The sequence below is a fragment of the Actinosynnema sp. CS-041913 genome (genome assembly GCF_050942485.1).
GTDB lineage: Bacteria > Actinomycetota > Actinomycetes > Mycobacteriales > Pseudonocardiaceae > Actinosynnema.
In genome coordinates this window covers 109639-132183 of sequence record NZ_CP192037.1, presented here as the reverse complement: position 1 = coordinate 132183, position 22545 = coordinate 109639, and the positions used below count along the sequence as shown (strand labels likewise).

Genomic DNA, 22545 nt, shown 5'->3' with positions numbered 1-22545 from the left:
TCCGCCCAGAGCGGATCCGGTCCCTCACCCGTCTTCGGACGGGCGAACGAGACCTCCGGCCGGGCAGTGCGACACGCCCGGTCGGGGTCGTGCTGCCTCCGTCCGGGATCACGGACGTGGAGGTACCTCGTGGCACCGGAACTCATCGCCCTGGCAACGGCCTTCGGCATCATCTTCCTGGCCGAACTGCCGGACAAGACCATGGTGGCCACGCTCGTCCTGACCACCCGCTACCGGGCCTGGCCGGTGTTCGCGGGGGTCACCGCCGCGTTCGCCGTGCAGTGCGTGGTGGCGGCGACCTTCGGCGGCGTGCTCACCCTCCTGCCGGACCGCCTGGTGGCCGGTGTGGTGGCCGTGCTGTTCGGCGTGGGCTCGTTCCTGCTGTTGAAGGAGAGCTTCGCGCGGGACGACGAGGAGGAGTCCTCTTCGTCGGCGGCGCCGGCGGTGTCTTTTCGGCGTGCCGCGCTGACTTCTTTCGGGGTCCTGTTCGCCGCCGAATGGGGTGACGCGTCGCAGCTCGCCACGGCCGCTTTGTCGGCCCGTTACGGCGCCCCGGTTTTCGTGGGGCTGGGCGCGTTCCTGGCGCTGGTGGCCGTCGCCGGGATCGCGGTGCTCGTGGGGCGCAGGATCGCGGGTCGTATTCCGACGCACCTGATCCAGCGGGTCAGCGGGGTGATCTTCGCGGTGTTCGCCGTGGTCGCGGTGTGGCAGGCGGTGGTGGGCTGAGGATCGCCGGACCGGGCCGGCACGTCGTCCCGGACGAGGGCGGCATCGGGATCCACCCTCACCGCAGGGCGTCAGCGACCTCCTGAGCCGCCCGCACCACCTGCGGCCCCACGACGTCGCCGTCGAGCTTCTCCAGGGCCACCACGCCCACGCTGGCCCGCAACCCGGACACGCCACGCACCGGCGAGGCGATGCCGTAAGCGCCGGGCTGCAACTCGCCGGTCGAGTGCACCCACTGCCGGCCCTCCAGCGACAGCCCGATGGCCTTCCCCGCCGCCCCGCGGTGCACGGGATGGCGGGATCCGACCCGGTAGGCCACGTGGTACGCCGTCCAGGACGGCTCGACCACGGCCACGGCCTGCGCCTCGGTCCCGTCCGCGACGGTCAGGTGCGCGGTCGCCCCGACGTGTTCCGCCAACGCCCGCAACGCGGGCTGGGCGGCCAGCCGAAGCTGCGGCAGCACGTTCGACGCGAGCCGCAGCACGCCCAGCCCCAGCCGGACCTTCGACCCCTCGCGCCGCACCAGCCCACGGGACTGCAACGGCACCAGGAGCCGGTAGACGGCGGCCCGGGAGGCGCCGATCGCCGCGGCCAGCTCGCTGATCGACGGCGCCTCAGACTCGGCGTCCGCCACCGCCTGGAGCAGGGCCAGCCCCCGCTCCAGGGTCAGCGAGCTCTCCTTCGACCCGGCGGGCAGCGGGAGCCGGGTCCGCGGGTCAGGTCTGGCCACCGGCATTCCTACCTCTCAAACGTCCGCGGGAGTGATCGTGCCGACCACTTCGGCCAGTCCGACGAGTGAGCCGTGCTCTCCGGGGGCGGTCGCGGTGATGCGCACCGTGTCGCCGTCCTCCAGGAACGTCCGCTCCTCACCGGCCACCCGGACCGGCTCCCGCCCGCCCCAGCTCAGCTCCAGGAAGGAACCGCGCTCGTCGCGGGCCGGGCCGGACACCGTGCCCGACGCGATCAAGTCACCTGGCCGAACGGTAGCGCCGTTCGCCGAGAGGTGCGCGAGTTGTTGCGCGAAAGTCCAGGACATTGCCCGGAAGGGCGGTTTCGACACGAGGTCGCCGTTCCACTCCACCTCCAGCCGGATGTCGAGGCCCCACGGGCGCTCCTCGACCAGGTAGGGCAGCACGTCGTTGCCCAGCGGCGGCGGGGTCACCCGGGCCACCGCGAACGCCTCCAGCGGCGTGACCCAGGCCGACACGGACGTCGCGAACGACTTGCCCAGGAACGGGCCCAGCGGCTGGTACTCCCACGCCTGGACGTCCCGCGCCGACCAGTCGTTGACCAGCGCCACGCCGAACACGTGGTCCACCGCCTGCGACGGGGTCAGCCGGGACGCGACCGGCCCGCCGCACACGAAGCCGACCTCGGCCTCGATGTCCAGCCGCCCGGTCGGCCCGAACACCGGCCCGTCCGACGTCCGCCGCTGCCCGTGCGGGCGCACGATGGGCGTGCCGGAGACGACGACCGTGCCCGCCCGGCCGTGGTAGCCGATCGGGATGTGGGTCCAGTTCGGCAGCAGCGGCTCGCCGTCGGGGCGGAAGATGCGGCCGACGTTCTCCGCGTGGTTGCGCGACGAGTAGAAGTCCACGTAGTCCGCGACGTCGAACGGCAGCACCGCACCGTCCAACGGCACCAGGGTGGCCCCACGAGGCGCCGAGGAGGCCGTCACGAGTTCCGTCAGCCGGGCCCGCAGCTCGCTCCACGCGGTCCGCCCGGCGGCCAGCAGCGGGTTCAGCGACGACGCCGACACCAGGTCCGCCAGGCGGCCGAAGTGGTCCGCGATGGGCCGCAGCGGCAGCGCCTGGTCGCCCACCCGCACGGCGATTCCGGTGGGCAGCACGCCGTAAGGCAGGGTCTGCGGCCCGAAGGGCTCGTCGGCGGTGAACGCCGGGTCTTCGATCCAGGTCACAAGAGGCCCAGTTCTTCCAGGTCGGTGATGGGGTCGTCCAGGGAGCACGAGCCGTAGGAGGCGAACACCCCGCGCACGGCGTGCGCGCCCTGGTCGGTAAGCCCGCCCGCCTCGGCCGCGAGCGCCTCGGCGTCCGACGACGACAGCGCCTCGCGCACGTCACCGCCGGACAGCGCGCGCGCCGTGGCCACGAGCAGGTTCAGGAACCCGTGGTGGGTGAACCCGGTCTCGCCGTCCGTGTAGCGGACGGCGTGGTGGAGCCCGGCCGTGGCCTTGAACGCGACGCCGCCGCCCGAGACCACCGACAGGAAGTCGGCGACCTCGTCCACGCTCGGGAAGTTCTCCTTGGAGAGACCCCCGCAGCGCAGCTTGGGCCAACTGCCGTGCTCGATGACCCGGCGGACGCCGTCCAGCCACTCGGAGCCGCCCCGACGCGGCTCTACGACTCGGATCACGTCCTCGGGCACGAACTCGGAGACGCGTTCCAGCCACACCTCGTCCACGTCGGACGGCGCGGGCATCTCGACCATGCGCAGCGCGAGCAGCTCGCTGCGGGATTCGACGATCGACACGGCTTTGGGCACACCGCCCAGGCCCGTGTCGATGACCAGCGAGAGGGCGATCGGCTTGACCGGCTTCACCTTGATCAACTCGGTGATCAGCTCGGCGAGACGTGACGCGGGACACAGGAAGAGTCCCACCGCACCCGCCCAGTCCCCGACGCGGGCGTCGAGGTGGCCGCGTACCGCGTCGGGCATCGTCGCGTTGCCCGGCGGGAACAGCGCGGCGTCGTCGACGAGCCTCGCGAGCAGGGGCGGAGTGCCGCGTGGACCGGGCGCACGGAGTTCGAAGGCGCTTGACACGGCTGACACGCTAGTGGCGTACCGGTCAATGAACAAAGATGTCCGACTACCGAACGCCCGGAGTGAACGAATGGCGTACTACCGCCAGGTGGGTGAGATACCCCGAAAGCGCCACACGCAGTTCCGCACACCGGAGGGCGGGCTGTACGCGGAAGAGCTGATGGGGGTCGAGGGCTTTTCGGCCGATTCGGCGCTGCTCTACCACCGCCACCTGCCGACCGCGATCGTGAACGCGGAGACCGTCGAGACCGCCGCGGACTACCGGACGGGCGAGCTGAGCCCGAACCTCCCGCTCAAGCCGCGCGCCTTCAAGACCCAGGATCTGACCTGGTCGGGAGACGTCGACGCGGTCACCGGCCGCCGCCGGCTGTTCGGCAACACGGACGTGACGATCGGCTTCGTCAGCGCGAACGCCCCCAGCCCGCTGTACCGCAACGCCGCCGGTGACGAGCTGCTCTACGTGCAGACCGGCGAAGGGGTCGTGGAGACCATCTACGGCGCTCTCACGGTCGGCGAGGGCGACTACGTGGTGCTGCCGACGTCGTGCACGTACCGCGTGGTGCCGAACCGGCCGATGAACATCCTCGTGCTGGAGGCCACCGGTCACATCGGGCCCCCGAAGCGGTACCTGTCGGCCAAGGGCCAGTTCCTGGAGCACTCGCCGTACTGCGAACGGGACATCCGCGGGCCCTCGGAGCCGCTGCTGGTCGACGGCGAGGACGTGGAGGTCCTCGTGCGCCACCGCGCGGGCCTGACGAAGTTCACCTACGCCAACCACCCGTTCGACGTCGTGGGCTGGGACGGCTGCCTGTACCCGTGGGTGTTCCACATCCGCGACTTCGAGCCGATCACCGGCCGCGTGCACCAGCCGCCGCCCGTGCACCAGACGTTCGAGGGGCCGAACTTCGTGGTGTGCTCGTTCATGCCGCGCAAGGTCGACTACCACCCGCTGGCGATCCCGGTGCCGTACAACCACGCCAACGTCGACTCCGACGAGCTGATGTTCTACGTCGGCGGCAACTACGAGGCCCGCAAGGGCTCCGGCATCGGAGTCGGGTCGCTGTCCCTGCACCCGTCGGGCTGCACGCACGGCCCGCAGCCGGGCGCGGTGGAGGCGTCGCTGGGCGCGGAGTTCTTCGACGAGACGGCGGTCATGGTCGACACCTTCCGCCCGCTGGACCTGGGCGAGGCGGCGCTGGCCTCGGAGGACCGGAAGTACGCCTGGTCCTGGGCCCGCCGGGGGCCCGACCTGGGGTGATCGTCTTTTTGTCGGTGGTCGCCGCTACCTTCGGCAACCATGGACGTGCGATCGGTTCTGGAACTGGCCCCGGACAGCCAGGTGGCGAGCAGCGCCACCCGGCTGGCGGGGTCGTCCGGCTGGACCGGGTCCGGCCGCAGCACCGAGGCGCTGTGGGGGCTGTGCGCGGGTAGCGGCAGGACGCCGTACCGGGTGTGCGTCGACCTGGCGGACCGGGCGAGCAAGTGCTCGTGCCCGTCCCGGAAGTTCCCCTGCAAGCACGCGCTGGCGCTGCAACTGCGGGACGCGCGCGAGCCGCTGGCGCCCGCGGAGCCGCCCGACTGGGTGGCCGAGTGGCTGGACCGGCGGCAGCAGGTCGCGGCGCCGGTCGACACGTCGCCGGAGGCCGCGCAGCGGCGGGCCCGCGCCAAGGAGAAGACCGCCCGCAACCGGGCCGAGGCGGTGCGCGGCGGCGTGGCCGGGCTGGGCGACTGGCTGGCCGACGTGGCGCGGTCGGGCATCGCGGGGCTGCCCGCGCGGGACGCGGCGTGGTGGCACGCGGTCGGGGCGCGGATGGTGGACGCGCAGGCGAAGGGCCTGGCGTCGGCTGTGGACGGGCTGCGGACGGCGGTCGCGGCGGGCGGTCCGGCGTGGGCGCACGAGGCGGCCGACCGGCTGGGCGGGATGCACCTGCTGGTGCGGCTGGCCGGCGAGCCGTCGGAGGTGGTGCGGCGGCGGCTCGGGTTCTCCGTCGCCGAGGAGGAGGTGCGGGCCGGCGAGGCCTGGGCGGACCGCTGGCTGCCGCTGCTGCGGCTGGAGTCGGACGACGGCCTGGTGCGCACCGTCCGGCAGTGGGTGTGGGGCCGGGAGCACGGCTGGGTCACCGCGATCCGGCACGCGGGCGGCGGCGCGCGGCCGGTTCCGCTGCTGCCGCACGGGGTGGAGGTGGAGGGGGTGCTGCACCCTTATCCGGGGGCCGCGCCCCGGCGGGTGGCGCTGGGCGAGGTGGTGGCCGAACGGCCGGCTTCGCCGGTGCCCGTGGCCGCCGGGTGGCGGGAGGCGTTGGCGGGGCTGGAGGAGTACCTGGTCGCCGATCCGTGGCTGCGGCTGCACCCGCTGGGGTGCGCCGGGGTGCGGCTGACCGCCGACACCAGGCACCTGTTGGACGTGACGGGCCGGGGCGTGCCGGTGCGGAGTGATCTCGCGCTGGACCAGGCCGTCGCGGTCACCGGCGGTGAGCCGTTCGACGCCTGGGGCTTGTGGAACGGCCGTGAGTTGCGCCTGGGCGCGGTCGCCGAGCCCGGCGGGGCTCCGGAGGTGGTGGGATGAACACCGAAGCCTTCACGGGCGACACGGCGAACGCCGACGCCTTCTCACGCGGCACGGCGAGCACCACATCGCCCTCAGGCCGCGAGACAAGCGCCGACGCGTCCTCGGCCGACGCGGCGAGCACGACGGCGTCGTCGGGTAGCGCGGCGAGCACCAAGGCCGCCTGGGACGAGACCGTCCAAGCGCTGCTCCTGGGCGCCCACCGGGCGGGCACCACGCCGGCCGAACTGCTGGACCGCTGCGCCGCCCTGGGCGTGGCCGCGCATGCCGCCCAACTGCCGCCCGTGCTCGACACACCGCCCCTCGCGCCCGCCCCCGCCTCGGCGGACCGCGTGGCGGACGGCCCGGCCCGTGCCGTGCTGGCCCAGATCCTCGCCCTGGACGACCAGATCCTGCTCACCGAGTGGTGTGGCATGGCCGCCCGCACGAACGTGGTCGCCGCCGCCAAGGAGCTGCCGGCCCTGCTCGGCCTCGCCACCGCCCACCCCGGTCTGCGCCAGGCCGTCGCGAAGGTCCTCGGCGGCCGTGGCCGCTGGCTGGCGTCCGTGCGCCCCGGCTGGAAGTGGGCCACCGACCCGGCCGCCACCGAGGCCGTCGACCTGCTCGAAGCGCTGGACCTGCCCGGCACGGCCCGGCTGACCGCCCTGCGCCGCGCCCGGATCGCGGAGCCGGACGCGACCAGGGCGTTCCTCGCGGAGCAGTTCACCCGGCAACGCCGGGCCACCGACCGCCAGGCGCTGGTCGCCGCCCTCGAAGCGGGCCTGTCCCCGGCCGACGAGCCGCTGCTCGAACAAGCCCTGGACGACCGCGCGATCGGCGTCCACGACGAGGCCCTGCGGCTGCTCCGCGCGCTGCCGGCGTCCGACCTCGCCGGCCGTGCCGCCGAACGCCTCCACCGGGGCCTGTGGCTCACCGCCGACGGCTTCGACGTGCAGAGCGACGAGCTGTGGACCGAACTCGAACCGGAGCCGGACGAGGCCCGCGACCTGCTGCGCGACGGCTCCGAGACGGGCGTGGCGGGCCGGCTGCGGGGTGCGGCGGCGAGCGTGCCGCCGAGCCACTGGACGAGCCGGCTGGGCGTCGACGACCGGGGCGCGGCCCGTGAGCTGGAACGCGGCCCGTGGGCGGCGGCCCTGCTGCGGGGCGTGGCGCAGCGCCTGCGGCTGGCGGCGGACGCCGGGCCGTGGGCGGTGGCGGCGACCCGGACGCTGACCGGCATGGAGCAGTTGGAGATGCTGGCCACCCTGCCGCCGGAGCTGGCCGCGCGGACCATCGCCGAGGTCTCCCGGAACTGGAACTACGACCTGCTCGACCACGCCTGCTCGCAGCTACCCGGCCCGTGGTCGCCGCAGGCCACCGAAGCCCTGCTCGACCGCTACGCGCAGACCCGCGACCCGAGGTGGCGGGCGGGCCGGCCGCCGGCCGTGCTGCTCGCGCGCGGCGACGCCGAGGTGCTGGGCGCGCAGCGGGACCGCATCACCGAGCGCTGGCCCGAGCACACCACCGACCTCGACGTGCTCCACCTGCGGATGCGGCTCCGCGAAGCGTTCGCCACCCGACCGGAAGGACCTCGACCGTGACCACCGAGACCGTGCTGCGCCCGTCGGCGGAGCAGCAGTACGCCGCCGAGCTGGACGCGCTGGCGAAGGCCGACGACCGGCCGCGCCCGCCGCGCTGGCGCATGTCGCCGCAGGCGGTGGTCCGGTACGTGCTGGGCGGCACGCTGCCGGACGGCACCGTGATCACCCCCAAGTACGTGGGCGACCGCCGCCTGGTGGAGATCGCCGTCGGCACCCTGGTGACGGACCGCGCGCTGCTGCTGGTGGGCGTGCCGGGCACCGCGAAGTCGTGGCTGTCCGAGCACATCGCGGCGGCGGTGAGCGGCGACTCGACCCGGGTCGTCCAGGGCACGGCGGGCACCGGGGAGGACGCCGTCCGCTACGGCTGGAACTACGCCCGCCTCATCGCGGAGGGCCCGAGCGAGGCGGCGATCGTCCCGAGCCCGGTGATGACGGCGATGCGGCTCGGCGCGGTGGCGCGCATCGAGGAGCTGACCCGGATGCCCGCCGAGGTGCAGGACTCGTTCATCACGATCCTGTCCGAGAAGACGCTGCCGGTGCCGGAACTCGGCCTCCAGGTGCAGGCGGTGCCCGGCTTCACGGTGATCGCGACCGCCAACGACCGCGACCGGGGCGTCAACCAGATGTCGTCCGCCCTCGCCCGCCGCTTCAACACGGTCGTCCTGCCGCCGCCCGCGAGCGAGGACGACGAGGTGCGGATCGTCTCGGCCCGCGCCGCGCAGCTCGGCCGCGCCCTGGAGCTGCCCGCCGAGCCGCCCGCGCTGGAGGAGGTGCGCCGGGTGGTGCGGATCTTCCGCGAGCTGCGCAACGGGTCCACAGTGGACGGACGCACCCAGTTGAAACGGCCCAGCGGCAGCCTGTCCACCGCCGAGGCGATCTCGGTGGTGACCAGCGGCATGGCGCTCGCGGGCCACTTCGGCGACGGCACGATCACCGCCGACGAGCTGGCGTCCGGCCTGCTCGGGGCGGTCGTCAAGGACCGGGTCTCGGACTCCGCCGCGTGGCACGAGTACCTGGAGGCCGTCGTCAAGGAGCGCGCCGAGTGGCGCGACCTCTACCGGGCGTGCCAGGACCGCTGATGGCCGAAGACCTGCCCGGGCGCGTGACGCTGCTCGGCATCCGCCACCACGGCCCCGGCTCGGCCCGCATGGTCGAAGCGGCGCTGGAACGCGTCCGGCCGGAGATCGTCCTCATCGAGGGCCCTCCGGAGGGTGACGCGCTGCTGGGCCACGTGCCCGACCTCGTCCCGCCGGTGGCGCTGCTGCTGCACGACGAGGCGGAGCCCGCGAGCGCGGCGTTCTGGCCGTTCGCGGCGTTCTCCCCGGAGTGGCGGGCGCTGGTGTGGGCGAGCGCCGGTGGGGTGCCGGTGCGGTTCTTCGACCTGGCCGCCGCCGCGTCGCTGGCCGAGGAGCCCGCCGAGGGCCGCAAGGCGTCCCTGGACCCGCTGGGCACGCTCGCCGAGGCGGCCGGCTTCGACGACCCGGAACGCTGGTGGGAGGACGTGGTCGAGCACCACACCGACCCGGCCGACCTGGCGGAGGCGGTCGCGGAGGCGATGACGGCGCTGCGCGAGGAGTTCGCCGACGAGGTGGACGACCGGACCCTGCGCCGCGAGGCCGCGATGCGCCGGAACCTGCGCCGGGCCCTGAAGGACACCGACGGCCCGATCGCGGTCGTCTGCGGCGCGTGGCACGTGCCCGCCCTGCGCACGCTGCCACCCGCCGCATCGGACGCGGCGCTGCTGAAAGGCCTGCCGAAGAAGAAGATCTCCGGCACCTGGGTGCCGTGGAGCCACGGCAAACTGGCCACCGCCTCCGGCTACGGCGCGGGCATCGACTCGCCCGGCTGGTACGCGCACCTGTGGGAGTGCGCGCCGAGGGGTGACACGATCGCCCGCTGGTTCGCCCGCGCCTGCACCGTGCTCCGCGCCGAAGACCTCCCGGCGTCCACCGCGAGCGCCGTGGAGGCCGTGCGCCTCGCGGACACCCTCGCCGCCCTGCGCGGCCGGCCGTCCCCCGGCCTGTCCGAGGTCATGGAGGCCGCCAAAGCCGTGCTGTGCAACGGCGACCAGGTGCCGCTCGACCTCGTCCACGACCGGCTGGTGGTCGGCGAACGCCTCGGCGAGGTCGGCGAGGGCGTCCCCACGTCCCCGCTCGCCGCCGACCTGAACCGCCTCACCAAGCGCCTGCGCCTGCCCCTCGACGCGACCCCGAAGCAACTACGCCTGGACCTCCGCAAGGACACCGACCGCGAACGCTCGAAACTCCTGCGCCGCCTGGAAGTCCTGGACGTTCCCTGGGGCACGCCGGACACCACCCGCACCCTCGGCACGTTCGCGGAAGCCTGGCAGTTGCACTGGAAACCCGAGTTCGCGGTGGCGCTCGCCACCGCCGCCCGCCACGGCACCACCGTGGAGGCCGCCGCCGACCAGGTCCTGACCGGCCGAGCCGCCGGCGCGACCCGCGTGGTGGACGCGGCCGAAACGCTCAGCCGGTCGGTCGGCTGCGAGATCCCGTCCGCCGTGGCGGCGTCCCGCACCGCCCTGGACCGCTGCGCGGCGGCGGCGACGGACGCCCTGGAACTCCTGGCGGCCCTCCCGGACCTGGCGACGACCGTCCGCTACGGGTCGGTCCGCGGCACCGACCCCGAACTCCTGCGGGTGGCCCTGCACGGCCTGCTGGCGCGGGGCGCGGTCGGTCTGCCGCTGGCGTGCCGGGGAGTGGACGACGACACGGCGGAACGCGCCATCGCCGCCGTGGACGGCGCGGACGACGCCGTGCGCCTGGCGGCCGACGAGGACCACAAGGAGAGCTGGCAGCGGGCCCTGCGGTCGCTGGTGGCGATGCCGGACGCGCACGGCCTGCCCACCGGCCGCGCGACCAGGCTGCTCTGGGAGACCGGGGCGCTGGACTCCGACGCCGTGGCGGCCAGACTGCACCGGGCGGTCTCCCTCACGGCCGGCGCGACCGCGTTCGTGGCGGGCTTCCTGCGGGGTTCGGCGGCGCTGCTCACCGCCGACCCGAGGCTGTTCGGCGTGGTGGACGACTGGCTGTCCGGCCTGACCACCGCGGACTTCGAGGCCGCGCTGCCGCTGCTGCGCCGGGCGATCGCCGAGTTCAGCCCGGCGGAACGCCGGATGCTCGGCGACCGCGTCAAGGGCACCACCCGCACCGCCGCCGCGAACGCCGACTGGGACGAGGACCTCGCCGCCCGACTGGCCGCCCACGTCCGAAGCCTGCTCGCGGGAGCCGCCCCGTGACCCCGCCCGCGCACCCGCACCGCACCCGCGCCCGCGCCGCGCGCCTGCACTTCGCACCCGCACCGCGCACTCACACCGTGAGCCCGCCCGAGGAGACGCGATGACCGAAGACCTCGAACGCCTCCGCAGGTGGCGGCTCCTGCTCGGCGGCGCGGCCGGCGACCTGAGCGCGCTGGGCGAGGACGACCGCCGCCGCGACGGGGCGCTCACCGGCCTCTACGGCGGCGGCGGCGCGCCCACCGACGCGCCCGACACGGGCGGCAAGCGGAGCGCGGGCCTCGGCGGATCGTCGCCGGTGCTGCACCGGTGGCTGGGCGACATCCGCACGTACTTCCCGTCGTCCGTGGTGCAGGTCATGCAGCGGGACGCGGTCGACCGCCTCGGGCTGCGCCAACTCCTCCTGGAACCCGAACTGCTGGCCGGCGTCGAGCCCGACGTCAGCCTGGTCGGCACGCTGGTCTCGCTGTCCTCCGCCATCCCGGCCCGCACCAGGGAAACGGCCCGCGCGGTGGTCCGCAAGGTCGTCGACGACATCGAGCGCCGGCTCGCCGACCGCCTCCTGGCCGCCGTGCACGGCGCGATCGACCACTCCAAGCGCACCAGCCGGCCGCGCCTGACCGACGTCGACTGGTCCCGCACGATCCGCGCCAACCTCCGGCACTACCAACCGGACCAGCGCACGGTCGTCGTCCAGGACCTGGTCGGCCACACGCGCCGCAGCCGCGCCGCCGCGCTCAAGGACGTGATCCTGCTGGTCGACCAGTCCGGGTCGATGGCCGAGTCGGTGGTCTACTCGGCGGTGCTCGGCGCGAGCCTCGCCTCGCTGCGCGCGATCGACACCAGGCTGGTCGTCTTCGACACCGAGGTGGTCGACCTGACCGACGACCTGAAGGACCCGGTCGACCTGCTGTTCGCCACCCAACTCGGCGGCGGCACGGACATCAACCGGGCGGTCGCGTACGGGCAGTCGCTGGTGCGCCGCCCGACCGACACGGTGATGGTGCTGATCAGCGACCTGTACGAGGGCGGCGTGGCGCGGGAGCTGCAACGCCGGGTCCGGGAGCTGGTGCAGAGCGGGGTCACGGTCGTGGTGCTGCTGGCGCTGTCGGACAGCGGCACCCCGGCCTACGACCACGAGCTGGCGGCGAAGCTGTCGGACCTGGGCGCGCCGGCATTCGCGTGCACGCCGGACCGGTTCCCGGACCTGCTGGCCACCGCCTTGCGGAAGGAGGACGTGGCCGCCTGGGCGGAGCAGAACGACATCCCGGTCGGCCGCTAGCAGAAGACGACGCGAGTCAGGGCGCGGCCAGAAGCTAGCGGATCACGACGCGGCCCAGCGTCAGGAACGGCGTGCCTCGGGTCAGCACGGCGGTTCGGCCGCGGTCGTCCGGGCCGGCCAGCCACAGCCGGCCGGTGCTCCGCACCTGTTCGCGGACCCGTTCCGGCATCTCGGGCAGCCGCAGGAACGTCCGGTCCGACCCGGCGGTCTCCAGGTACGCCTGCCGGCCCACCCGCGCCCGTCCCGGCACGAACGACACCGCCACCTGGTGCCAGGGGAACCCGTCGGCGAGTCGTCGCATCGTGCGGCGGCTGAAGAAGTGGCGCAGGCCCGGCACGGCGACCTCCACGCACAGCGGCGTCAGCACGAACACCCAGCCCGACCCGATCCAGACCGACACCAGCCACAGGACGAAGACCGACAGCAGCGCGAGCCCGATGAACCCGACCGCACGCCGGTCCGCGCGCGTCAGGCACCGCTTCGTCCACTCCTCGCCCACCACTGCTCCCACCCAACCAGAAATACCCGTCACCGGCCGGGATAGCCGAAATGATGATCATCCAAACGCCGAGACATAGCTCACCGCCGCCGCACCCGCGCCGGGAACAGCCGGGGCACGCCGCGGAACGTGACCACCGTGTTGCCCGCGCGGTCCGGCGGCACCAGCCACGCCCGTCGGTGCCGCCTGATCCGCCCGCGCGCCAGCGGCCCCGCGCTCACGTCCAGCACGATCGGCCGGTCGCCGTGCACGACGAGCAGCCCGTTGCGCCAGTGCACCCGCGCGTACTGCCAGCCGTGCTCCGCCATCACGCGGGCCGGCGGCTGCCGCCGGGTCAGCGCCAACCCCAGCACGACCACCGAGAACCCCAGCAGCACGACCGGCAACTCGGACGTCACGTCGGCCACGAGCACCAGCGCCAACTGCCCGCCGAACGCGAGCACGCCGAGGACGACCCAGCAGAACGCCCGTCGACTCGCGATCTCCAGGCAGTGCCGGGTCCACCGGTCATCGAGCGCCGCACCTTCGGTGGACGGCTTGTTCGGCACGACCACGGCCACCTCCGCCAGGGCGTGCCCAGGCTAAGGCCACCACCCCTCCGCCGTCTGCGGGCAATCACGAAGCGATCACCCCGCGAGCCGGCGCGAAGCGATCAACCCGTGGGCGACCGCGAAATGATCAACCGATCGGGGACTTCCCCCCACACCCCCTACAAGTTAGGCTCGCCTAAGTTGGAGGTGAGCGGTGACCCAGAACCGTCGACCGCCTGCCCCGCACCCGGCGGAGCGGGCGCGCACCATCGCCGCCAGGGGCGGGCGTGCGGCCCTGTTGCCGTCGGACGGCACGGAGCACCGGGTGGTCCCGGTGCTGCACCACGTGCACGCGTCCGGCGAGGCCACCCTCGTGCTGCCCGACGAGCACCCGCTGACCAGGGCGGCGAGCGGCGCCGAGGTCACCGCCATGCTGGAGATCGCCGACCACGCGGCCGTGCAGTTGCGGGAGCCGGTGCGCGGCCTGCTCTGGATCACCGGCTGGCTGCGCACGCTGGACGCGCGGCAGGCCCGCGCCGCCAGCCTGGAGGTCGCCGACCACCGGCCCGACCCGCGCCTGCTGGACGTGGGCCACGGCGCGTCCGTGCTGCGGCTGTCGCCGGCCTCACTGGTGGTGGCCGACGCCGAGGGCACCACGTCGCTGCGCCCCGAGCTGTTCGCGCAGGCCGACCCCGACCCGTTCCACCAGCACGAGGACCACTGGCTGCGGCACCTGGAGCTGTCCCACCGGGACGTCGTCGGCCTGCTCGGCAGGCACCTGCCGGACGAGCTGCGCGGCGGCCACATCCGCCCGCTCGGCGTGGACCGGCTCGGTCTGCGGCTGCGGGTCGAGACCGAGGCCGAGGACCACGACGTGCGGATCGCGTTCTCCCAGCCGGTGGCGACGCCGAACGAGCTGGCCGTCGAGCTGCGCAGGCTGATGGGCTGCCCCTTCCTCGCGCAGCGCGGCTAACCTGCGCGGGTGATCGAGGAACACGTCGAACGGCGCGCCTACCAGGTCGAGATCGCGCTGGTCTTCGCCGTCACGCTCGGCCTGTCCGGGCTGCGCAGCCTGGTGCGGCTGCTGGACAGCCTGCTCAAGCCGCAGCCGCTGAACCAGCAGTCGGTCGCGATCAACGTGCCGCAGGCCAGGTTCGACCTGCTGGACCTGCTCGCGCAGCTACTCGGCGTGGTCCAGCTCGCGGCGTGGGGCGGGCTCGGCCTGTACCTGCTGTGGCGCGGCGGCACCCGGCTCAAGGCACTCGGCCTGGACCGCACGCGGATCGGCCCGGACGCGCTGGGCAGCCTCGGCCTGGCGGCCCTCATCGGCATCCCCGGCCTGGTGTTCTACCTGGTCGCGTGGCAGCTCGGCCTCAACCTCGCCGTGCAACCGTCCACTTTGGACGAATCGTGGTGGCGCGGCGTCGTGCTGCTCCTCGCGGCGGCAGGCAACGCGTGGGCCGAGGAAGTGCTGGTTGTCGGCTACCTCATCACGCGCCTCAAGCAGCTCGGCTGGCGCGACAACACGGCATTGCTGGCCAGCTCGATCCTGCGCGGTTCCTACCACCTGTACCAGGGCTTCGGCGGGTTCATCGGCAACGTCGTGATGGGCCTGGTGTTCGGCAAGGTGTGGCAGCGCACCAACCGGCTGTGGGTGCTGATCGCCGCGCACACCCTGCTCGACGTGGTGGCGTTCGTCGGCTACACGTTGTTGCGCGGGAACGTCTCCTGGCTGCCCTGAGACCACGCCGCCCCTGAGACGACGCCGAGACGACGCCGAGATCACTCCAGCGGAGTAGACCGGCTCAGCCGGCAGGCTGACGCGCGCGGAAACCGACCCTTGCCAGCATAAGCCCGGCACATCCGCCAACGAGGGGACGTCATCCAGTGTCCACAACGCACAAACGCGCGCTAGCGCTGGCCGCCGGCATCGCGGTCGCCGCGACCCTGCTCGCGCCACCGGCCTCCGCCGAGACCGCCGGGGCGAAGCTCACCACCCCGCCGCTGAGCGGTCGCTACCCGGTCGGCACCACCGACCTGCACCTGGTGGACACCCGTCCGGACCCGTGGCGGCCGGCCGACCGGCGCGAGCTGATGGTCACCGTCACCTATCCCGCGCACCGCAACGGCGACCGCGCCACCTGGATGACGCCGGGCGTCGCCAAGGTGGTGGACGAGGTCGCGGCCGGCCCGTACCTGCTCGACCTGCCGCCCGGCTCGGTCGACTGGGGTTCGGCCAAGCGCCAGGCCCGCGACAACGCCACCGCCGAGCGCTCGCACGGCGACTGGCCGGTGGTGTTGTTCTCGCACGGCTTCGGCTCGGCCAAGGAACTCAACGCGGGTCTGACCGACGACCTCGCCAGCCGGGGCTACGTGGTGGCGTCCATCTCGCACACCCACGAGGCCGCCGCCGTCGAGTTCCCCGACGGACGCCTCGTCACGGGCACCGTCGACCAGGTCGACCCGGCCGCCCGCAAGACCGCGATCGACACCCGGGTGGCCGACTCGCGGTTCGTGCTGGACCAGCTCACCAGGCTGGACCGGGGCGACAATCCGGACGCCGAGCGCGATCCGCTGCCACGCGGCCTGGCGGGCTCGCTCGACCTGTCGAAGGTCGGCATGTTCGGCCACTCCTACGGCGGCTACACGGCGGGCGAGACGATGCACCACGACCGCCGGATCGACGCGGGCGTCAACGTCGACGGCTCGATGGCCTGGGGCGAGGGCGACGGCGTGGGCGAGGTCGTGAAGCACGGCCTGGACCGCCCGTTCCTGCTGGTGGGCGCCGACTTCGTGGACCCGGCGACGGGTGAGCGGCTGGAGCACTCCCACGTCGACCCGAGGATCGACCCGTCGTGGGGGCAGTTCTGGGCGAACCAGCGGGCCTGGAAGCGCGACCTCCACTTCGACCGCGCCACGCACTACAGCTTCACCGACCTCCAGTTCATCGCGCCGCAACTGGAGAACCTGCTCAAGCCGGGGAAGAAGGAGGAACTGGTCGGCGAGGTCGACGCGAACCGCTCGCTGGCCGCCCAGCACGACTACTTCGCGGGTTTCTTCGACCTGCACCTGAAGCGCCGCCACGGCCACCCGTTCGACCACGGCCCGAAGCGCCACCCGGACACGAGGTTCATCGCCTGACCTGCGATCCGCCTATGGTGGAAGCATGTTGACCCTCGCCGACGAACTGGCCCTGCTGGCCTACGACGACGACGGCACGCGCCGGCTGAGCCAGCCCTCCCTGGGCTACGGCCTGGCCGGCGCGGTGCTGGTGGAACTCGCCATCGCGGGCCGGATCGACGTGGTCGACAAACGAGTGGCGGCCCTGAGCACCGCGCCCATCGGCCACGAGGTCCTGGACGGGGCGCTGACCACGATCGCCGACGACAGGCTGCGCAAACCCAAGGACTGGGTGGAGAAGCTGGCCAAGGGCCTGACCGACCAGGTCCTGGACGGCCTGGCCGACGCCGGCGTCCTGCGCCGGGAACAGGACAGGATCCTCTGGGTCTTCCCGAGGACCCGCTTCCCGTCCCCGGACGGCGTGGAACCACCCCTGGAGACCGAGGTGCGCCGACGCCTCACCGCCGCCATCGCGACCGACCAGCCGGTCGACCCCCGCACGGCGGCCCTGTGCGCGTTGATCAAGGCCGTGCAGTTCGACCGGAAAGTCTTCGCGGACCAGCCCCGCGACCGGGTGAAGGCCAGGCTCAAGGCCATCTCCGAAGGCGAGTGGGCGGCCGACGCGACGAGGAAGGCCATCGAACAGGTCCAAGCCGCCCTGTCCGCCGTGATGGTGGCCGTGATCGTCCCGGCCGCGACGAGCTAGCACGCCGGCAGATCACGCCACCAGCAGGAACCGGGCGGCGGTGCGCGCCGCGGCGGCCACCACGGCATGCGCCGTGCCGGCGGAATCGATCAACGTCGGGTCCAGCTCGTCCACCTCCACGGCGGAGTTCTCCGCGATCCGCCGCGAAGGCTCCGCCAGCGCACCGGCCAGCGCCCGCCACCCGGCCGCCTCGGCAGGAGCCCCGGCCGCCTGATCCGCGAGCCGCGACCCGATCTCCCGCAACCCGACACCGCCACCACGCAACACACCGTCGAACGCGGCACTGCGCACCGCCCGCACGGCCCGCGAGATCCGCCGGACATCCTCCGCACCAGCCCGGATCCACGCCGCCACGTCGGAGCCGGCGGGCATCGAACCTCCCGCCACCACGGTGTCCCGCTCCGACACCACCACCTTGGCCGCACGCCCGAGCGAATGCTCCGTCGCCGTGATCATCAGATCCGGATCCAGCACCGAACCACCCACCACGGCCTGCAACCGGGACAACAAGCCGCTGTCCGCCGTCACCACGACCACCTGCCCGTCAAGCCGCAACAAACGGGACAGCACGAGATCCGACAACCGCTCGCACACCAGCAACAGGGGCGAATCCTGCGCCAGGGACGGCAGGTGCTCCGCCCGCTGCGTGAACTCCCCGGCGAACAGCAGCACCCGGGCGTGCTCCAGCACCGCCTCCCGCCGACCGACATCCGTCACGAACAACGCGGATACATATCCCCGGTCGAACCGCAGTCCAGAAGTGATCTCGTAGTCGATAGCGGGCCGAATACCCTCATCGACCACCACCGCCCCACCAGGCCCGGTCATCCCGACCACATGGTCGACGATCCCCCCGATATACCGGCTCCCCGAAGCAGCCCAAGCCAACCGCTCCACATCGCCGAGAGCCAGCGGAACCGCCACCGAGTCGATCAGCCGGTCCGCCAGAGCAGCCGCCGCCTCCACCCCGCGCATCAGCCGGACCGGGTTGTGCCCGTCCCGCATGGCCTCGATGAGCCGCGACAGGGCCCCGGACGCCACCGCCACCGCCGAAGCCCCGCCATCCCCGCAGGCCAGGTGCACCTCGGAGATCAGCTCACGCACGTACGAAGCGCCCAACGAGTCCCGGGGATCGTCGGGCTGGAACGCGGCGGCGATCGCAGCCGCGTCCGCCAGTTCCACCGGCCGCCCGTCCACGAACACCACCGACCGCCGCCCCAACGGCCCCAACGTCCGGCACACCGGCTCGGCCGCCGCCCGGAAACCGCGGGCCACCAACAACTGCCCGGACGTGTAGGACGCCGACCGCCGCACCGCCACCGGCACCCCGCCGGCCCGCGCGACCCGGAGAGGAGGCCCGGCTGACTGCGCGAAGAACTGCGGCGTCTGGTCCGGACGCCGCCCGCGCACCTCCCGGAACGCGTACGAGAACAGCTCGTTGACGTCGATCCACCCGTCGCCGTCGAGATCGGCTGCCCCGCTGGACAACCCCTCGATCACCACGTCGGTGAACAGGGAGGCCCGAGGCGCCTCCAACGACAGCGTGTCCTCTTCGAACGCGTACTCGTAGGCGTTGGACGCGGTCAGCACCACGTACCCCTCGCCGCCGTCCTCCAGCACCGTCGAGGACGCGTCCTTGAACCCCTCCACGTAGGCCCCGCTGAAACAGCAGTCCAGCATCAGTATCCGCCCGGCGGCCCGGCAGTCCTCCAACTGCTCGTTGAGGAACGAGCGGGGTATCGCGGTCCCGGCGGGCCGGTCCTGCACGGTGTTGGCCGCCGCGAAGTACAGCCGCCGCGCGGCCGTGGTCAAGCCGTGGCACGAGAAGTAGAGCAGCACCAGGTCGTCCGGCGTCCGCGAGGCGAGCACGTCCTCCACCGCACGGCGGATCTCGTGGTCGGCCGCGTCCCGCAGCACCCGAACCCCGGCGAACCCGCCGACCTCCGGGTCCTCCAGCAGCGCGGCGAGCCGCTCCACGTCCTGCGACGGCGCGCGCAGCCGGCTCAGCCGGACGTCGGCGTACTCCCCGGTCGCGACCAGCAACGCGTACCGGCCCACCTCAGCCCTCGACCTCCGGCGAGCCGTGCTTCCTCAGCCAGTCCTCCACCAGCGTCCGCTGGGTCCGGGCGTCCCCGCCCTGCACGGTGATCGAGTCGTCACCGGACTTGATCACCACCTTCCGCGCGCTGCCCCGCTGCACGAACGCGGTGACCACGGACGCGACCGCGGCGGCCACGGCGGCCGGCACCGCCCCGTTCAGCAGCAACTCGGACATCGCCATGCCGGCACCGCTCTTGGCGCCGTCCGGCAGCGTCGCGGGCGCGTGCCGGATATCCACCCGCGCAGCCCGCAGCAACTCCTCCAGCAGCATGTTCGTCGCGGACGCGGCAGTGCCCGGCGCGTCGACCGTCAAGTGCAACAAGGAACCCTCCCCGGTAGGACACGATCATGCCAGGGTCCAGTACACCCGACCACGCAACGTTCACCCACTTACACCCATCTTGTGCTTAACAAATCACTGCGTTCAGCCGTTCATACGATCGAGTTCGGCTGATCTAGGCCACTCAGAGCTGCATGTTTCGCCACCATCGGGTTACCCTCGCTACGTGACTGCGCACATCACCCAGACGGAGTCCGTCGACGGCACACCGAACCCGGCCCCCCGCGTGGACAGCGAGGTAGGACCCTTGCGCACGGTGCTCCTGCACCGTCCGGGAGCCGAACTGAAGCGCCTGACGCCGCGCAACAACGACCAGTTGCTGTTCGACGGCGTGCCGTGGGTGGACCGGGCGCAGGAGGAGCACGACGCGTTCGCCGAAGTGCTGCGCGGCCGAGGCGTGGAGGTCCTGCTCCTGTCGGACCTGCTGGTGGCGGCCCTGCACGACGACCGGGCGCGGATCGCGGGCATCCACAGCGCGGTCAACGAGCGACGCCTGGGCATCGACCTGGCGGACGCGCTGCGGTCGCACCTGTCGTCGATCGGCCCGGACCACCTGGCGACGGCGCTGATGACCGGCATGACGTTCGAGGAACTGCCGGCCGCCGAGGGAGCGTCCCTGGTGCGCAAGATGCACCACCCGATCGACTTCGCGGTGGACCCGCTCCCCAACCTGCTGTTCACCCGGGACTCGTCGGTCTGGGTGGGCGACCGGGTGGCCATCACGTCCCTCGCCCTGCCGGCAAGGGACCGCGAGACGGCCCTGACGGACCTCATCTACGCGTACCACCCGAGGTTCCGGAAGACCGGGAGGGCCTACGGAGCCCACTCGGCCCCGGTGGAAGGCGGCGACGTCCTCCTGCTGGCCCCCGGCGTGCTGGCGATCGGCGTGGGCGAACGCACGACACCGGCCGGCGCGGAGTCGTTCGCGCGCTCGGCCCTCACCGACGGCCTGGCCCACACCGTGCTGGCGGTGCCGATCACCCAGGAACGCGCCACGATGCACCTGGACACGGTGTGCACGATGGTCGACCAGGACGCAGTGGTCATGTACCCGGCAGTACGCGACAACCTCTTCGCCTACCCGGTCCGCTCCGACGGCAACGGCGGCGTGGCGGTGGAGGACCGCACCCCGTTCCTGGACGCCGCCGCGGACGCCATGGGCATCACCAAGCTACGAGTGATCGACACCGGCCTCGACCCCGTGACAGCGGAACGCGAACAGTGGGACGACGGCAACAACACCCTCGCGGTAGGCCCAGGCCTGGTGGTCGCGTACGAACGGAACGTGGAAACCAACGCCCGCCTGGAAGACGCCGGCGTAGAGGTGCTGCGCATCAGCGGCTCGGAACTGGGCTCAGGCCGAGGCGGCCCCCGCTGCATGTCGTGCCCGATCGATCGCGCTGCGTTGGCATAAAAGAGGAGAGGTCGGCCGAACAAAGCTTAGCCAACCCAAACCAACATTAGCCTTACCTGCAATGCACAAAACAGAACACTCGGTTATCGTCACCTCATGGCCCTCAACCTCAAGAAGCTCCCCACCCGCACCACGAAGCTGCACGACCTGCTCCAGGCCCAGGTCGGCAACGAGTTCACCGCGTCCCAGCAGTACGTGGCCATCGCGGTGTGGTTCGACCACCACGACCTCCCCCGCCTGGCGTCGTACTTCTACCAGCAGGCCCTGGAAGAACGAAACCACGCCATGATGATCGTCCAGTACCTCATGGACAGCGACCTGAAGGTCACCATCCCAGGGGTAGCCGAGGTCAAAAACGACTTCACCACGGCCCGCGAGCCGGTAGAACTGGCACTGGCCCAGGAGAAGACGGTCACCGAACAGATCGTCACCCTGGCGAAGACGGCCAGGGAAGAGGACGACTACCCGGGCGAACAATTCCTCCAGTGGTTCCTCAAGGAACAGGTGGAAGAAGTAGCCAAGATGAACACCCTGCTGGCGGTAATCGACCGAGCAGACGGCAACCTCTTCCACGTGGAAACCTTCCTGACCCGAGAGCACACGGAAGAACACACGGACCCAACCGCCCCGCGCACCGCAGGCGGCGCACTCTAAACGCAACACCACGCGCACAACTGCGCGTCAGCGCACACCCCGAGCCGGGCTGCGTGTCATCCCCGTATGGCCTGCCCGCAGGGAACCGCGCTTGTCAAGGAGGTGCAAGCACGCTCTTCGCTTGCACCTCCTTGACAAGTGTGGTGGTCTTTGACCAGGCCATACGGGGATGGCACGACGCCCAAGTCCTGCTTTTGTGATCATCCTTGGCGGCCTGCCCAGCGGCGAGCGACGCTTGAAAGCACTTCGACCCTCCCCGGCGATCCCATTCACACCAGGCACCCACGATCAGGCCGACTAACCCCCATACTGGTCAACGTATCCCCAGCATCCATAAAATGAAAGTTGTACTGCGAATCCCCCATCCCCACCACAAACCCGTGAGGATTAACCTCCACCCCAGGATAAACCGCCCGCAGCCGATCCCGGGAATCCCCCAACCGCAACCCGTCCACAGTACGGGCCCCACCCTCGATCCGAATCTCGACAGCCACCCCGTCCACCCCGACCCACCCCCGAGCCCGCAACAACGAATAAACCGGACAAGAAGCCACCGGCTCATCGACCACAGCCCCGACCTCCCCAGAAGCCTGAAGCTGCTCCAACGTCATCCCCAACAACACCCGCCCGAACCCGGCAGGCCGCAACACCGGAACATCGTCCACCACCGTCGAAACCACCGCCGACCCACGCGGCCGGCCCTCGACCTCCCCCACCCCACACCCAGCCAACAGCAGAAGAACCACTACCCAAGCTCGCACTCACTCACCACCCGCTCAATCCGAACCACCGAAACAACCCCCTCGGACAACAAGAACACATACCGCCATTCCCCCTGGGAAACCACAGCACGCCCCCCCTCCACCACAACACCCGAATAAGCCGCCCGAACCCGCTCCAAGGAATCCCCAACCCCCACCCCGGCAGGCGTGAACCCCAACGGCGGCAAGGTGATCCGCACAACCCCCTCCCGCCGCGAAACGACCACGGC

20 protein-coding genes are annotated in these 22545 nt (G+C 72.3%); 13 read left to right on the top strand and 7 right to left on the bottom strand.

Annotation, left to right across the window (positions count from 1 at the left end):
- Positions 1-129: 129 nt before the first annotated feature.
- Entirely contained in the window at positions 130-726 is a 597-nt protein-coding gene (locus ACQPZF_RS00620; protein ID WP_433267121.1) for a TMEM165/GDT1 family protein, read from the top strand.
- 58 nt (positions 727-784) lie between these two features.
- Here ACQPZF_RS00620 and ACQPZF_RS00615 read toward each other — a convergent pair whose 3' ends face one another.
- The 3 genes from ACQPZF_RS00615 to ACQPZF_RS00605 are packed head-to-tail and all read right to left on the bottom strand — an operon-like array spanning position 785 to position 3507.
- Positions 785-1462 (bottom strand): IclR family transcriptional regulator, encoded by a 678-nt coding sequence (locus ACQPZF_RS00615; RefSeq protein WP_433267119.1) that lies wholly within the window; start codon positions 1460-1462, stop codon positions 785-787.
- A 9-nt stretch (positions 1463-1471) separates the two neighbouring features.
- Positions 1472-2644 carry a fumarylacetoacetate hydrolase family protein gene (locus ACQPZF_RS00610; RefSeq protein ID WP_433267117.1) on the bottom strand — a complete coding sequence of 391 codons (1173 nt, stop codon included), beginning with the start codon at positions 2642-2644 and terminating at the stop codon, positions 1472-1474.
- Positions 2641-3507, bottom strand: a complete 867-nt coding sequence (locus ACQPZF_RS00605) for a hypothetical protein (protein WP_433267114.1) — start codon at positions 3505-3507, stop codon at positions 2641-2643. Before ACQPZF_RS00605 ends, ACQPZF_RS00610 begins: the two co-directional genes overlap by 4 nt.
- A 70-nt stretch (positions 3508-3577) precedes the next feature.
- Between ACQPZF_RS00605 and ACQPZF_RS00600 the strand changes: the two genes are divergently transcribed.
- The 6 genes from ACQPZF_RS00600 to ACQPZF_RS00575 all read left to right on the top strand — a co-directional run bounded on the left by ACQPZF_RS00600 (position 3578) and on the right by ACQPZF_RS00575 (position 12191).
- Positions 3578-4765, top strand: a complete 1188-nt coding sequence (locus ACQPZF_RS00600; protein ID WP_433267112.1) for a homogentisate 1,2-dioxygenase — start codon at positions 3578-3580, stop codon at positions 4763-4765.
- A 39-nt stretch (positions 4766-4804) separates the two neighbouring features.
- Positions 4805-6073, top strand: coding sequence for an SWIM zinc finger family protein (locus ACQPZF_RS00595; protein ID WP_433267110.1), 1269 nt, complete (start codon positions 4805-4807; stop codon positions 6071-6073).
- Complete coding sequence (locus ACQPZF_RS00590; RefSeq protein WP_433267108.1) at positions 6070-7653, top strand: DUF5691 domain-containing protein; 1584 nt, start codon at positions 6070-6072, stop codon at positions 7651-7653. The genes ACQPZF_RS00595 and ACQPZF_RS00590 overlap by 4 nt, the downstream gene beginning before the upstream one ends.
- Complete coding sequence (locus ACQPZF_RS00585) at positions 7650-8732, top strand: ATP-binding protein (RefSeq protein WP_433267106.1); 1083 nt, start codon at positions 7650-7652, stop codon at positions 8730-8732. The genes ACQPZF_RS00590 and ACQPZF_RS00585 overlap by 4 nt, the downstream gene beginning before the upstream one ends.
- A complete protein-coding gene (locus tag ACQPZF_RS00580) occupies positions 8696-10912 on the top strand; it encodes a DUF5682 family protein (RefSeq protein ID WP_433267105.1) in 2217 nt (738 codons plus the stop codon). The genes ACQPZF_RS00585 and ACQPZF_RS00580 overlap by 37 nt, the downstream gene beginning before the upstream one ends.
- 100 nt (positions 10913-11012) lie before the next feature.
- Positions 11013-12191, top strand: coding sequence for a VWA domain-containing protein (locus ACQPZF_RS00575; RefSeq protein WP_433267103.1), 1179 nt, complete (start codon positions 11013-11015; stop codon positions 12189-12191).
- A gap of 34 nt (positions 12192-12225) precedes the next feature.
- Here ACQPZF_RS00575 and ACQPZF_RS00570 read toward each other — a convergent pair whose 3' ends face one another.
- Both ACQPZF_RS00570 and ACQPZF_RS00565 read right to left on the bottom strand, forming a co-directional pair.
- The gene (locus ACQPZF_RS00570) at positions 12226-12702 is read right to left on the bottom strand and encodes a hypothetical protein (RefSeq protein WP_433267101.1); all 477 of its coding nucleotides are present in this window, start codon (positions 12700-12702) and stop codon (positions 12226-12228) included.
- Between the two features lie 68 nt (positions 12703-12770).
- The gene (locus ACQPZF_RS00565) at positions 12771-13244 is read right to left on the bottom strand and encodes a hypothetical protein (RefSeq protein WP_433267099.1); all 474 of its coding nucleotides are present in this window, start codon (positions 13242-13244) and stop codon (positions 12771-12773) included.
- A 190-nt stretch (positions 13245-13434) separates the two neighbouring features.
- On the opposite strand from ACQPZF_RS00565, the gene ACQPZF_RS00560 reads away from it, so the two are divergent.
- The 4 genes from ACQPZF_RS00560 to ACQPZF_RS00545 all read left to right on the top strand — a co-directional run bounded on the left by ACQPZF_RS00560 (position 13435) and on the right by ACQPZF_RS00545 (position 17046).
- Entirely contained in the window at positions 13435-14193 is a 759-nt protein-coding gene (locus ACQPZF_RS00560; protein WP_433267097.1) for a DUF2470 domain-containing protein, read from the top strand.
- Positions 14194-14202: 9 nt separating this feature from the next.
- Positions 14203-14961 carry a CPBP family intramembrane glutamic endopeptidase gene (locus ACQPZF_RS00555; protein ID WP_433267095.1) on the top strand — a complete coding sequence of 253 codons (759 nt, stop codon included), beginning with the start codon at positions 14203-14205 and terminating at the stop codon, positions 14959-14961.
- A gap of 146 nt (positions 14962-15107) precedes the next feature.
- Positions 15108-16361: an alpha/beta hydrolase family protein gene (locus ACQPZF_RS00550; protein ID WP_433267093.1), complete on the top strand. Its 1254-nt coding sequence runs from the start codon at positions 15108-15110 to the stop codon at positions 16359-16361.
- Positions 16362-16386: 25 nt separating this feature from the next.
- Positions 16387-17046, top strand: a complete 660-nt coding sequence (locus ACQPZF_RS00545) for a GOLPH3/VPS74 family protein (protein WP_433267091.1) — start codon at positions 16387-16389, stop codon at positions 17044-17046.
- A 12-nt stretch (positions 17047-17058) separates the two neighbouring features.
- On the opposite strand, the gene ACQPZF_RS00540 is transcribed toward ACQPZF_RS00545, so the two are convergent.
- Both ACQPZF_RS00540 and ACQPZF_RS00535 read right to left on the bottom strand, forming a co-directional pair.
- Entirely contained in the window at positions 17059-19104 is a 2046-nt protein-coding gene (locus ACQPZF_RS00540; protein ID WP_433267089.1) for a caspase, EACC1-associated type, read from the bottom strand.
- Between the two features lies 1 nt (position 19105).
- Positions 19106-19468, bottom strand: a complete 363-nt coding sequence (locus tag ACQPZF_RS00535; protein WP_433267087.1) for a hypothetical protein — start codon at positions 19466-19468, stop codon at positions 19106-19108.
- A gap of 184 nt (positions 19469-19652) precedes the next feature.
- Here ACQPZF_RS00535 and ACQPZF_RS00530 point away from each other — a divergent pair, with 184 nt between their 5' ends.
- The gene (locus ACQPZF_RS00530) at positions 19653-20900 is read left to right on the top strand and encodes an arginine deiminase (protein ID WP_433267085.1); all 1248 of its coding nucleotides are present in this window, start codon (positions 19653-19655) and stop codon (positions 20898-20900) included.
- A 96-nt stretch (positions 20901-20996) separates the two neighbouring features.
- A complete protein-coding gene (locus ACQPZF_RS00525) occupies positions 20997-21554 on the top strand; it encodes a ferritin (RefSeq protein ID WP_433267083.1) in 558 nt (185 codons plus the stop codon).
- The last annotated feature ends 991 nt before the right edge of the window (positions 21555-22545 follow it).